The organism is Streptococcus mitis, assembly GCF_003942695.1.
Classification (GTDB): Bacteria; Bacillota; Bacilli; order Lactobacillales; family Streptococcaceae; genus Streptococcus; species Streptococcus mitis_BD.
The window spans coordinates 134366-146511 of record NZ_RJNU01000001.1 but is presented as its reverse complement, the minus strand read 5'-3'; the positions used below and the strand labels follow the sequence as shown (position 1 = coordinate 146511).

Genomic DNA, 12146 nt, shown 5'->3' with positions numbered 1-12146 from the left:
TTTTTACATGCTAAGTCCGCCATCAACAGCGAGAACTTGTCCAGTCAAATAATCTTGTCCGGCCAGGAACACTGTAGCATCTGCGATATGATCTGCTTGACCAAACTGTTTCATTGGGATTTGTGCCAATGTCGCTTCCTTGACCTTATCAGATAAAACAGCAGTCATATCTGACTCAATCATCCCTGGCGCAAGAGCATTTACGCGCACATTGCGATTGGCAACTTCACGTGCTACTGACTTGGTAAACCCAATCAAACCCGCTTTAGAAGCTGCATAGTTGGCTTGTCCGATATTTCCCATCAAACCGACCACACTGGACATGTTGATAATTGCTCCTTCACGTGCCTTAATCATCTGTTTCAAGACTGCTTGCGTCATGTTAAAGGCACCTGTCAAGTTGATCTTAATCACTTTTTCAAAGTCTTCCTCGGTCATCTTGAGCATAAGCGTATCCTGATTGATCCCAGCATTGTTGACCAAGACATCGACAGAACCGAGTTCTGCAATCGCTTGATCTACCATACGTTTGGCATCTGCAAAGTCTGAAACATCACCTGAGATCGGTACTACTTTGACACCGTAGTTTGAAAACTCAGCCAGCAATTCTTCTGAGATTGCTCCGCGGCTATTCAAGACTACATTAGCACCTAGTTGGGCAAATTTGTGAGCAATGGCAAGTCCGATACCACGACTTGAACCTGTTACAAAGACATTTTTGTTTGTAAGTTGCATTCTATCTCTCCTGTTTCCTGTTGTATTTTGTGGGAGAAGGGGTCATTAGTTTCCTAACAAAGCATCCAAGCTTGCTTGGTCTTCAACGTTAGCTAGCTGAGCTGTTTTATCAATCTTTTTGACAAAACCTGACAGGACTTTCCCCGGACCGATTTCAATAAAGTTGGTCACACCAGCATTCTGCATCACTTCGATACTCTCATAGAAACGAACAGGTTCTTTGACCTGACGCGTCAAGAGCTCTTGGATTCGGTCTTTTTCCATGATTGCAGCTTCAGTATTACCTACTAGAGGGCAAATAAAGTCTGAGAAACTAATCCCCTCAAGAGCCCCAGCTAGCTGTTGGCTAGCTGGCTCTAGAAGGGCTGTGTGGAAAGGACCCGACACATTTAGGGGGATCAATCGTTTAGCTCCTGCTTCTTGCAAGAGTTGGACCGCTCGGTCAACTGCAGCCACCTCTCCGCCAATGACGATTTGGCTTGGAGTATTGTAGTTAGCTGGAGTCACTATACCGACTTCAGAAGCAGTTTTGCAAGCTTCCTCAATCACTTCTACTGGAGTGTTAAGGACAGCTACCATCTTGCCTGAACCAGCTGGTGCCGCCTCTTCCATATAAGCTCCACGCTTAGCAACCAAGGCAACTGCCTCTTCAAAGTCCAAGGCTCCGCTAGCTACTAAAGCAGAATATTCACCAAGGGATAAGCCTGCAACCATATCTGGCAGATAGCCCTTTTCTTTCAATAGACGGTAGATGGCAACCGAAGTCGCTAAAATAGCAGGTTGCGTATAGCGGGTCTGGTTTAACTTGGTTTCATCCTTATCGATCAAGTCACGCAGGTCATAGCCCAGTACTTGACTGGCTTGGTCAATGGTTTCCTTGACGATAGGATAGTGGTCATAGAGGTCTCGCCCCATCCCTAGATATTGAGCACCTTGACCAGCAAATAGAAAGGCTGTTTTAGTCATTTCTTACAACTCCTGCCCAACGAGAGGCTTCTTCCTGAATTTTCTTGGCAGCGCCATAGTACAGATCTTTTAGGATTTCTTCAACGGTTTCTTCTTTAGAGACCAAACCAGCAATCTGACCCGCCATGACCGAACCGCCTTCTACATCTCCATGAACAACGGCTTTAGCAAGAGCACCAGCTCCCATTTGCTCAAAGATTTCTAAATCTGGTTTTTCTTGTTTAAAGGCATCCTTTTCAGCCTGTTCAAAGTCACGTGTCAACTGGTTTTTAATGGCACGAACAGCATGACCAAAATGCTGAGCTGAAATGGTTGTATCAATATCGCGTGCTTTTAGGATTTTTTCCTTGTAGTTTGGATGAGCGTTTGATTCCTTAGCTACTACAAAACGTGTACCAACTTGAATAGCATCCGCACCTAACATAAAGGCTGCCGCCGCACCTTCACCATCAGCAATTCCTCCAGCAACAACAACTGGAATCGAAACAGCTGTAGCAACTTGACGAGCTAAGGTCATGGTTGTCAACTTACCGATGTGTCCACCAGCTTCCATTCCTTCTGCAATGACTGCATCCGCACCGATTTTTTCCATCCGTTTTGCCAAAGCAACACTTGGAACAACAGGGATGACTGTAATACCTGCCTCATGGAAACGAGACATATATTTACTTGGGTTTCCAGCTCCTGTTGTTACTACCTTGACTCCTTCTTCGATCACAAGATCGACAATGTCTTCTACAAATGGAGACAGGAGCATGATGTTGACACCAAAAGGTTTATCAGTCAGCGATTTGATTTTATCGATGTTTGCCTTGACGACCTCTTTAGGTGCATTTCCACCACCTATAATCCCTAAACCGCCAGCTTTAGAAACAGCTCCGGCCAAGTCGCCATCAGCAACCCAGGCCATTCCTCCTTGGAAGATAGGATAATCAATGTTCAATAATTCTGTAATACGTGTTTTCATAGTGCCTCCATCAGTCCTTGCTTACGTAATAGTTCGATTAGTATATTATTTGAGTCTCAAACTATTACCTAAACAAGAGGGAGTGGGTTCCCCCAACTCCTTCTATATCTTATTCGTTCTTATTTTGTTTTCTCTTCAACGTAGGCAACCAAGTCACCAACTGTTTTCAAGTTGTCTTCTGCTTCGATTTGGATGTCAAAAGCATCTTCGATCTCAGAGATTACTTGGAACAAGTCCAAAGAATCTGCATCCAAATCATCAAAAGTAGATTCAAGTGTTACTTCTGATGCATCTTTTCCAAGTTCTTCAACGATAATTTCTTGTACTTTTTCAAATACTGCCATGATAGGACTCCTTTAAAATATAAAAATTTATAACAATGTGTTCACCACATGATTACCTAGATTGTAAGAATAAGCGTGCCCCAGGTCAAGCCTCCACCGAAGCCTGATAAAAGAATCGTCTGGCTACCGTCTAAACGAATCTTACCATTCTCCACACACTCTGAGAGCAAAATCGGGATACTTGCTGCACTGGTATTTCCATACTCCATCATATTGGCAGGAAGCTTGTCTCGGTCTACACCGATTTTCTTAGCCATCTTATCCAAAATGCGGATATTTGCCTGATGAAGCAAGAGATAATCCAATTCCGATGCTGCGATTGGACCATTTTCAATGGTTTCTTTGATCGATCTAGCAACATCTCGATTTGCAAAATCAAAAACTGCTCGTCCATCCATTTTCAAAAAAGCAGGAACTGCCTCTTGATCTGAGAAAGGAGAAGCCAAAGCCGTTTGGCCATAGGTCAAACACTCGCTCCGAGAGCCATCCGTATAGAGACTTTCCACAAGGAAGTGCCGTGTTTCGCTCGTTTCCAAGAGAACCCCTCCAGCACCATCCCCAAAGAGAACGGCTGTCGAACGATCTGACCAATCAACTGCCTTGGATAAGGTCTCAGCCCCGATAACAATCCCTTTTTTGAACTGTCCAGCTGTCAGAAACTTCTCAGCAGTTGAGAGAGCAAATACAAAGCCACTGCAAGCTGCCGTCAGATCAAAGGCGAAAGCTCTATGCGCTCCGATATTTGCCTGAACCCGAGCTGCCGTAGAAGGCATCATCGAATCAGGAGTAATCGTCGCTACAATGATAAAATCAATCTGATCCGCTGTTAAGCTCCCTTTAACCAGCAAACTCTTAGCAACTTCTGTCGCCAAGTCACTTGTAGACTCTGTTTTTGAGATATGTCTCTGTTTAATTCCTGTCCGACTTGAAATCCACTCATCGCTTGTATCCATGATTTGAGCCAAGTCCTGATTAGTGACCACTTGCTCTGGAACATAATGAGCAACCTGGCTTATTTTTGCAAAAGCCATTATTTCAAATCCTCCAAAAATTGATAAAGGTTAGTCAAGCCCCTGCCCATCACTTCTATCTCTTCAGAACTCATGCCATCGATAATTTTCTCGACCATAGCCTTGTGGAAACGTTTATGAAGGCGGTGAACCAAACGACCTTTCTTTGTCAAATGCAAGTAGACCACACGACGATCCTGATCAGAACGAATGCGCTCAACATAACCTTTTCTTTCGAGGTTATTCAAGCTGGTCGTAACAGTTCCAAGAGTTACCATCAGTTCTTTTGAAACCTTACTTGGCGTTGCCTCCGGGAACTTGCCAATCACATCAATCGTGTGCATTTCTTTGATGGAGATGTCTTTGAAACGACTACCTCGTAAGCTAACCTCCTCAATCACAAGGACATTATTAAAAATAGATGTTAAATACTCATTCACTTGTTGGTAGTCCAAAGTATTCCCTCCTTCTCAAAAAAACTTTTGCATTCAAAACATTTGACACGAAAAGTATATCAAACTTCAAAGAATTGTGCAAGTATTTTTTTATTTTCCTGAAAATTTTGGTCGTCTTCTTTCAGAATGAGCTCGAACTCCTTCTTTAAAATCTTCAGTCAAAGACAAAGATTCTTGCAACTTTAATTCCAATTCAGCATAATTCTGCCAATCCTTAAATTGGCTTTCCCAAACCAACTTTTTAATGGCTGCGTATGAGTTTGCTGAGCCTCGTCTTAATTTCTTCAGAACTTGTTCTCTAGTTTTTTCTAATTTGTCAGCTTCACAAACACGGTAAACCACGCCCCACTCCAGTGCTTTTTCCGCAGTCAAAGCTTCTCCTGTCATGGCAAGTTGCGCAGCCCGTGTTACCCCGATACTACGACTCAAGAGATGGATTCCACCAGCATCTGGCGCCAATCCCACTCCAACAAAGGCTTGGATGAATTTTGCCTTATCAGTCGCCAAACAAAAATCGACTGCCACTGCCATATTGGCTGCAGCACCAGCAACTGCTCCATCTACCTCCATCAAAACAGGTTTAGGGATCTGCTTAATTTTATAGGAGATTGTATTGACTAATTCTGCAATCTTATTCAAAGATGGGATATCATCTTCATCCACTGCACGTTTCATCTCAACCAGATCTCCCCCAACTGAAAAGACCTTCCCATTAGCGTTAATCAATATAAACTGAACAGCTTGATCCTGCTCTGCTAGAGTTAAAGCTTCCAAAATCTCCTCACACATTGGGATATGGAAACCATTTGCCACTTCGGGACGATTCAAAGTGATGATAGCAAGATCATCTACGATCTGATACAAGATATGATTCATAGCTTCTCCTTTTATAAGGTGATAAAATTATTTCATTGTCAAAGTATACCTTTTTTTAGATAAAGAGGCAAGAGAAAACCAATCGAAAGTGTCTCGGCTGACCAAAACGCTCACTTTATCCTAAAGACGATACTATTTTCTTCATTGAAAAAAGCCCCTCTTTCTGCTATAATCGTATAAAATACTTACTTGAGGAGTCCCTATGAAGGTTGTAAAATTTGGCGGAAGCTCTCTTGCCTCTGCTAGTCAGTTAGAAAAAGTTTTAAACATCGTTAAAAGTGATAACGAACGCCGTTTTGTAGTCGTTTCTGCACCCGGCAAACGCAATGCTGATGATACCAAGGTTACCGACGCTTTGATCAAATACTATCGTGACTATGTAGCGGGAAATGACATCAGTACTAGCCAAAACTGGATCATCGATCGCTATGCGGCTATGGTGAGCGAACTAGGCTTAAAACCATCAGTTCTAGAAAAAATTTCTAAAAGCATCCGTGCCTTAGCGACTCTTCCTATAGATGACAATGACTTTCTCTATGATACCTTCCTAGCGGCTGGAGAAAACAACAATGCCAAACTTATCGCAGCCTACTTTAACCAAAACGGCGTCGATGCACGCTATGTTCACCCAAGAGAAGCTGGGATTGTTGTCACAAGTGAACCAGGAAACGCACGCATCATCCCATCTAGCTATGACAAGATTGAAGGCTTGGCTGATAGCACCGAAGTCCTTGTCATCCCTGGTTTCTTTGGGGTCACTAAGGAAAATCAAATCTGTACCTTCTCCCGTGGTGGATCCGACATAACTGGTTCCATCATCGCTGCCGGTGTCAAAGCCGACCTCTACGAAAACTTTACAGATGTCGATGGTATCTTTGCTGCCCATCCGGGTATCATTCACCAACCACACTCAATCCCTGAGTTGACCTACCGTGAAATGCGGGAATTGGCTTATGCAGGTTTCTCAGTTCTTCACGATGAAGCTCTGCTCCCTGCCTACCGTGGAAAAATTCCTCTCGTTATCAAAAATACCAATAACCCTGACCATCCGGGTACTCGTATCGTTCTAAAGCATAGCAGTGATAAATTCCCAGTCGTTGGAATCGCTGGTGATTCTGGCTTTGTCAGCATCAACATGTCGAAATACCTCATGAACCGTGAAGTTGGTTTTGGTCGCAAGGTTCTGCAAATCCTTGAAGATCTTAACATCGGATGGGAACACATGCCAACAGGTATCGATGATCTTTCAATCATTCTCCGTTCTCGCGAACTAACTCCTATCAAGGAAGAAGAAATCCTTCGTCAGTTGGTTCAAAAAGCAGAAGTGGACCATGCTGAAATCGAACACGACCTTTCCATCATTATGATTGTCGGAGAAAAGATGAAGAGTCATATCGGGGTAACTGCTACTGCAACACGTGCTTTGTCTGAGAATAAAATCAACATCCAGATGATGTCCCAAGGTTCAAGTGAAGTTTCCATCATGTTTGTTGTCAATAAAGACCAAGAAAAGGCTGCTATCAAGGCTCTCTACCATGCCTTTTTCGATGAAAATAAGGAAGACTAATCATGGCCCAATCTCTCAATAAAGTCATTGACCTCCAAACCACTGGAACATCTTACCTCTCTATCTCTGGAAAAGTTGGAAAATTTCTAGTCGGGGACCAAGCCTTGGAGTTTTATCCCGATGTCAATGTCGAACAATATATCCAGATTCCCTGGTCCAGCATTCAGCAAATCGGAGCTAACGTAAGTGGACGCAAAATCAGCCGTCACTTTGAAGTCTTCACCGATCAAGGTAAATTCCTCTTTGCCTCAAAAGACTCTGGGGCTATCCTCAAAATCGCTCGGGAAAAATTAGGAAACGACAAGGTCGTGAAACTTCCGACTCTACTCCAGACCATTGGACAAAAATTTAAAAATCTATTTGCAAAAAAGTAGAAACTTTAGTATAATCATAGCAACGGATAAGTAGGTTATCCTCTTCTTTCAGAAAGTCTGCGGGTGCTGCGAGCAGATAGAGGAGATAAGTGAAATTCTACCGTTATTCACAATTACATACACAATCAAGTGCACACCTGTGAAGTTGGATGGAACCGTGGCTCTGCCACTCCAACGCTTTGTTAGGTGTGCTTTTTTCATAAAGGAGTTCTTATGTTAGATATCAAACGTATTCGTACAGACTTTGATGCTGTCGCTGAAAAACTAGCTACACGTGGTGTAGATGCTGCTATCCTTAACGAAATGAAAGAAATCGACGCTAAACGTCGTGACATCTTGGTCAAGGTCGAAAACCTCAAGGCAGAACGTAACACAGTTTCTGCAGAGATTGCTCAAGCCAAGCGCAATAAGGAAAATGCTGATGACAAGATTGCTGCTATGCAAGCTCTCTCTGCTGAAGTAAAATCTCTCGATGCTGAATTGGCAGAAATCGATGCTAAATTGACAGAATTTACCACTACTCTTCCAAACATCCCAGCTGACAGCGTTCCTGTTGGAGCTGATGAGGATGACAACGTTGAAGTCCGTCGTTGGGGTACTCCACGCGAGTTTGACTTTGAGCCAAAAGCTCACTGGGATCTTGGGGAAGACCTTGGTATCCTTGACTGGGAACGCGGTGGTAAAGTAACGGGCGCTCGTTTCCTTTTCTATAAAGGACTTGGGGCTCGTTTGGAACGTGCTATCTACAACTTTATGTTGGACGAGCATGGTAAAGAGGGCTATACTGAAGTCATCACGCCTTACATGGTTAACCATGACTCTATGTTTGGTACTGGTCAATATCCAAAATTCAAGGAAGATACTTTTGAATTGAAAGACACTAATTATGTCCTCATTCCTACAGCCGAAGTGCCTCTTACAAACTACTACCGTGATGAAATCCTTGACGGTAAAGACCTACCAATCTACTTTACCGCTATGAGTCCATCATTCCGTTCTGAGGCTGGTTCAGCAGGTCGTGATACGCGTGGCTTGATTCGTCTGCACCAATTCCACAAGGTTGAAATGGTCAAATTTGCCAAACCAGAAGAATCATATGAAGAATTGGAAAAAATGACAGCCAACGCTGAAAACATCCTTCAAAAACTCAACCTTCCATACCGTGTGGTCGCGCTCTCTACTGGAGATATGGGCTTCTCAGCTGCCAAGACTTACGATTTGGAAGTTTGGATTCCAGCACAAAATACCTACCGTGAAATCTCAAGCTGTTCAAATACAGAAGATTTCCAAGCTCGTCGTGCTCAAATCCGTTACCGTGACGAAGCCGATGGCAAGGTGAAACTCCTTCACACCTTGAATGGTTCTGGACTTGCAGTTGGACGTACAGTGGCTGCAATTCTTGAAAACTACCAAAATGCAGATGGTTCTGTAACCATTCCAGAAGCTCTTCGTCCATATATGGGTGGCGCTGAAGTTATCAAACTATAAAAATAAGGCCTAGCTATTTCTAGCTAGACCTTTTTCGTAACCAAATTAGATAACCACTCAAGACAAAGAGTAAAATAGTGAGGCATATAACAGTTTCAGCAAACACCAGATAGTCCAGAAAAGGAAGTTTCAAAATTCCCTGAGCCATTTTAAGCGATGTAGCTGTGATGATGGTTGGGAAGGTTAAGGCTGAGAATGCTGGTTGAAAACCTTGTTTTAAAATATTGGGCAAGCGAGTCAAAACGAAGATGAAAAAAGACTGAGAGACAAGCATCAGCAGTAACAAGGCCCAGGTCGGAAGAGTAACTCCACCGATACGCACCAGAGCTGCTAAGAGCAAAGAAAAAGGAGCGCAGTAGATTCCTTCTTGCCCTAGTAGGGCTGGAGTCAATGGCTGTTTCTTTAGATCACTGTAAATCAACGGATAGAGAAAACAAGTAGCGAGAAAGCCGAAAGTCACCGTTAGGTAGGCAATCTGAATCAGGCCAACGACTGGATAGGTCAAGGCTGCCACTGCTATGCCCACATAAAGTACTGTCCAGCTTGGTGTTGCACTAGCTCTTTCCTCCACTCCAAGAAAGTGACGAGAAAAATAAGCGATCAAAGCAAAATCCAAAATAAAAGAAAACCACCACAAAGGCTGGGATAGGATAGGCATAGACGGAACTAGTCGCAAGACATAGGTCGATAAAATCATCCCCGCCATAGGAAAGGTAGCTATACCAGATAAAAGAGGGGGCTTGGTCAATTCTTTCTTGGTTTCTTCCCAATTAAAAAGATGAAGAATCAGAAAGAAAATCCATAAGACCAATCCAGTCAAACTAAATAGGTGCGAAAGAACAGGCCAAGTATCCGCAATCAAGTTTCCTGCACCTGCCAAACCTAACAAGCAACCAGAAAATACCAAGGGGAGTTTTTTCATGGCAACCTCCGTTAATCATATTATTATCAGTATAGCACAAAAATCCTTAGAATAGCACAGAAAAATGAAGACTGGATAGATCAGCCTTCATTTTTTCTTTAGGATTCGGACTATGCATAGGGTTGCAATTCTGGGTTAATAGGCGTATTGGCTAGGTTGTTGGCATAATTGCAAAGGCTAGCAAGACTAACACCTAGAACCACGTCCAAGGCATTTTGTTGCGTATAGCCGGCTTCTAAGAATTCAGCCAAGGCTTCATCTCCCACACGCCCTTTGGTATTGATGACTGCCAAGGTAAACTTGGCTAGAGTATCTAGCTTAGGATCTGTCTCGATTGGAGTACGGTTGCGGAGGGCTTGAAGAAGATCATCATTCATCTGGATTTGTTTGATTGAAAAGGCAGTATGACCAGCCACGCAAAAAGCACAACCATTGGTTACAGCAGCTGTGATTTGCACTACTTCGCGTTCCACCGGTGTTAAGCTATTGCGACGGTTGATAGCTCCGACAGTTCGGTAGGCTTCAAGGGCGGTAGGGGCATTGGCCAAGAGACCGATGAGATTGGGAATATAGCCATTGTTGTCTTTTTGTACTGTTTCAAGAACTTCTTTCACTTCTGCTGGTGCTGATTCTACTGTGTGGATGGTAAATGTTGTCATAAGAAACCTCTTTTCATTTTATTGTCATTTAGTCTATCATAGAATTTTCCACTTGGATAATATATATTTTCAATCGCCTTGATAGAAAATGTCTATGAAATGAAAAAAATCACACTAAAAGTGTGATTGGGTTAGTGTTTAAAATACTTTTTAGTCTCAGCAATGACGACTGGCGACAAGACTAAGAGGGCAATCAAGTTTGGTAAAGCCATCAGGGCATTGACGATGTCTGCGATAATCCAAACCATATCCAACTCGATAAATCCTCCCAACAAGACCATGACTACAAAGACTACACGGTAAAGCCAGATAAAACGAACACCGAAGAGAAACTCGAAACAGCGCTCTCCATAATAGTTCCAACCTAAAATTGTCGTAAAGGCAAAGAGAACAAGGAAGATGGTCAAAAGGGCAGGCCCAAAGTGTGAAAAAACTGTTGAAAAGGCTGACTGGGTCAAGGCAACACCATTTAAATCTCCGCTCCAAACACCAGTTACTAAGATTGTTAGACCTGTCAGAGTACAGATAATCAAAGTATCAATAAAGGTTCCTGTCATGGAAATCAAGCCTTGCTCTACAGGCTCATTAGTCTTAGCTGCAGCCGCTGCAATGGGAGCTGAACCAAGACCAGATTCGTTAGAGAAGACTCCTCGCGCCACACCATTTTGGATAGCCATCCGAATGCTAGCACCTGCAAAACCACCTACCGCAGCAGCTGGACTAAAGGCTGAAGTAAAGATGAGGGCAAGTGTGGCTGGGATTTTCTCAATATTAAAGAGAATAACTGTAAGAGTTCCCAAAATATAGACAATAGCCATAAATGGAACAACTGCTGTCGAAACCTTAGAAATAGATTTGAGTCCACCAAAGACTGCAATCGCTACAAAAACAGACAAAACGAGAGCTGTGATATCTGGATCAATTTGAGCTGTATTTTGGATAGATTCTGTAATCGAATTGACTTGGGTAAAGGTACCAATCCCTAGAAGGGCCACCAATACACCCGCTAGGGCAAAGAAGATAGCAAGGGGGCGCCACTTTTCTCCCATCCCCAAAAGGATGTAGTGCATGGGCCCTCCAGCTACAGCGCCGTTTGCATCCTTGCTACGGTATTTGATAGCCAGCAAGCCTTCGGCATACTTGGTCGCCATCCCAAAAAAGGCTGCCATCCACATCCAAAAGAGCGCCCCTGGTCCCCCAACCTTAATGGCCGTCGCGACCCCGATGATATTTCCCGTACCAACGGTGGCGGCTAGAGCTGTACAGAGAGCAGCAAAGCTCGACACATCGCCATGCCCCTTGTCCTTGGTAAAGATCAACTGAAAGGCCTTAGGGAGACGAGCTACCTGCAAAAGGCCTAGTCGGATGGTCAAATAGATACCCGTTCCGACCAATAAGATCAAGAGGGGAGGCCCCCAAACGAAAGCATCAAGCGCTTTTAGCAATTCTAACATTTCCTTCTCCTATCTTTTCAACCCCAAAAGAAAGAGCACATGCAAGATACATGTACTCTGGAATGCTTAGATAAATGCTAAAAAGCGGTCTATCTTAGCTCTGTCCTTTTACCTGAGAGTTTGAGCAGTTGCCTGCCTTGCCCCTTCGGTGCCTTTACGGTCTCTCCAGAGTTCCGTCCATTTACAGTCATGGAAAACAAACCTTTCTCCATTTCTATTAAACTTCATTCGGTGTTGGTGTTTTATTTTTTATTATTCTACAAGAAAAGTTAGCCTTTGTCAATGTTTTCTATGAAAATTTTTAGTTTTCATTTCTTTTTTCAGAAAGA

At 43.3% G+C, this 12146-nt stretch carries 13 protein-coding genes and 1 riboswitch; of the genes, 3 read left to right on the top strand and 10 right to left on the bottom strand.

The features are described from left to right. Window positions 1–3: 3 nt before the first annotated feature. The 7 genes from fabG to D8852_RS00580 all read right to left on the bottom strand — a co-directional run bounded on the left by fabG (window position 4) and on the right by D8852_RS00580 (window position 5353). The gene (gene fabG / locus D8852_RS00610; protein ID WP_125424819.1) at window positions 4–735 is read right to left on the bottom strand and encodes a 3-oxoacyl-[acyl-carrier-protein] reductase; all 732 of its coding nucleotides are present in this window, start codon (window positions 733–735) and stop codon (window positions 4–6) included. A 45-nt stretch (window positions 736–780) separates the two neighbouring features. Next, window positions 781–1701, bottom strand: coding sequence for an ACP S-malonyltransferase (gene fabD / locus D8852_RS00605; RefSeq protein WP_125424820.1), 921 nt, complete (start codon window positions 1699–1701; stop codon window positions 781–783). Then, the gene (fabK, locus tag D8852_RS00600) at window positions 1694–2668 is read right to left on the bottom strand and encodes an enoyl-[acyl-carrier-protein] reductase FabK (protein ID WP_125424821.1); all 975 of its coding nucleotides are present in this window, start codon (window positions 2666–2668) and stop codon (window positions 1694–1696) included. Before fabK ends, fabD begins: the two co-directional genes overlap by 8 nt. A gap of 119 nt (window positions 2669–2787) precedes the next feature. Further along, window positions 2788–3012, bottom strand: a complete 225-nt coding sequence (locus D8852_RS00595) for an acyl carrier protein (protein ID WP_000257839.1) — start codon at window positions 3010–3012, stop codon at window positions 2788–2790. Between the two features lie 56 nt (window positions 3013–3068). Then, window positions 3069–4043 (bottom strand): beta-ketoacyl-ACP synthase III, encoded by a 975-nt coding sequence (locus D8852_RS00590; protein WP_125424822.1) that lies wholly within the window; start codon window positions 4041–4043, stop codon window positions 3069–3071. Next, window positions 4043–4477, bottom strand: coding sequence for a MarR family winged helix-turn-helix transcriptional regulator (locus D8852_RS00585; protein WP_000386342.1), 435 nt, complete (start codon window positions 4475–4477; stop codon window positions 4043–4045). Before D8852_RS00585 ends, D8852_RS00590 begins: the two co-directional genes overlap by 1 nt. Window positions 4478–4567: 90 nt before the next feature. Beyond that, a complete protein-coding gene (locus D8852_RS00580) occupies window positions 4568–5353 on the bottom strand; it encodes an enoyl-CoA hydratase (protein ID WP_125424823.1) in 786 nt (261 codons plus the stop codon). A 202-nt stretch (window positions 5354–5555) separates the two neighbouring features. On the opposite strand from D8852_RS00580, the gene D8852_RS00575 reads away from it, so the two are divergent. The 3 genes from D8852_RS00575 to serS all read left to right on the top strand — a co-directional run bounded on the left by D8852_RS00575 (window position 5556) and on the right by serS (window position 8782). After that, window positions 5556–6920 (top strand): aspartate kinase, encoded by a 1365-nt coding sequence (locus D8852_RS00575; RefSeq protein ID WP_125424824.1) that lies wholly within the window; start codon window positions 5556–5558, stop codon window positions 6918–6920. 2 nt (window positions 6921–6922) lie between these two features. Then, window positions 6923–7294, top strand: a complete 372-nt coding sequence (locus D8852_RS00570; RefSeq protein WP_000079370.1) for a DUF956 family protein — start codon at window positions 6923–6925, stop codon at window positions 7292–7294. Between the two features lie 213 nt (window positions 7295–7507). Further along, window positions 7508–8782, top strand: a complete 1275-nt coding sequence (gene serS, locus D8852_RS00565) for a serine--tRNA ligase (protein ID WP_125424825.1) — start codon at window positions 7508–7510, stop codon at window positions 8780–8782. A 19-nt stretch (window positions 8783–8801) separates the two neighbouring features. Here serS and D8852_RS00560 read toward each other — a convergent pair whose 3' ends face one another. The 3 genes from D8852_RS00560 to D8852_RS00550 all read right to left on the bottom strand — a co-directional run bounded on the left by D8852_RS00560 (window position 8802) and on the right by D8852_RS00550 (window position 11817). Further along, window positions 8802–9704 carry a TDT family transporter gene (locus tag D8852_RS00560; RefSeq protein ID WP_125424826.1) on the bottom strand — a complete coding sequence of 301 codons (903 nt, stop codon included), beginning with the start codon at window positions 9702–9704 and terminating at the stop codon, window positions 8802–8804. Window positions 9705–9814: 110 nt separating this feature from the next. Then, window positions 9815–10363, bottom strand: coding sequence for a carboxymuconolactone decarboxylase family protein (locus D8852_RS00555; protein WP_000206774.1), 549 nt, complete (start codon window positions 10361–10363; stop codon window positions 9815–9817). Between the two features lie 131 nt (window positions 10364–10494). After that, window positions 10495–11817, bottom strand: coding sequence for an alanine/glycine:cation symporter family protein (locus tag D8852_RS00550; RefSeq protein WP_125424827.1), 1323 nt, complete (start codon window positions 11815–11817; stop codon window positions 10495–10497). Window positions 11818–11907: 90 nt separating this feature from the next. Further along, window positions 11908–11996, bottom strand: a riboswitch (glycine riboswitch). Window positions 11997–12146 lie beyond the last annotated feature (150 nt).

Excerpts from the sequence above, each read along its gene's own strand:
- D8852_RS00580 (WP_125424823.1), bottom strand. The coding sequence starts at position 5,353 with ATGAATCATATCTTGTATCAGATCGTAGATGATCTTGCTATCATCACT.
- D8852_RS00595 (WP_000257839.1), bottom strand. The coding sequence starts at position 3,012 with ATGGCAGTATTTGAAAAAGTACAAGAAATTATCGTTGAAGAACTTGGA.
- D8852_RS00560 (WP_125424826.1), bottom strand. The coding sequence starts at position 9,704 with ATGAAAAAACTCCCCTTGGTATTTTCTGGTTGCTTGTTAGGTTTGGCA.
- D8852_RS00550 (WP_125424827.1), bottom strand. The coding sequence starts at position 11,817 with ATGTTAGAATTGCTAAAAGCGCTTGATGCTTTCGTTTGGGGGCCTCCC.
- fabK (WP_125424821.1), bottom strand. The coding sequence starts at position 2,668 with ATGAAAACACGTATTACAGAATTATTGAACATTGATTATCCTATCTTC.
- D8852_RS00590 (WP_125424822.1), bottom strand. The coding sequence starts at position 4,043 with ATGGCTTTTGCAAAAATAAGCCAGGTTGCTCATTATGTTCCAGAGCAA.
- D8852_RS00575 (WP_125424824.1), top strand. The coding sequence starts at position 5,556 with ATGAAGGTTGTAAAATTTGGCGGAAGCTCTCTTGCCTCTGCTAGTCAG.
- D8852_RS00570 (WP_000079370.1), top strand. The coding sequence starts at position 6,923 with ATGGCCCAATCTCTCAATAAAGTCATTGACCTCCAAACCACTGGAACA.
- fabD (WP_125424820.1), bottom strand. The coding sequence starts at position 1,701 with ATGACTAAAACAGCCTTTCTATTTGCTGGTCAAGGTGCTCAATATCTA.
- fabG (WP_125424819.1), bottom strand. The coding sequence starts at position 735 with ATGCAACTTACAAACAAAAATGTCTTTGTAACAGGTTCAAGTCGTGGT.
- serS (WP_125424825.1), top strand. The coding sequence starts at position 7,508 with ATGTTAGATATCAAACGTATTCGTACAGACTTTGATGCTGTCGCTGAA.
- D8852_RS00555 (WP_000206774.1), bottom strand. The coding sequence starts at position 10,363 with ATGACAACATTTACCATCCACACAGTAGAATCAGCACCAGCAGAAGTG.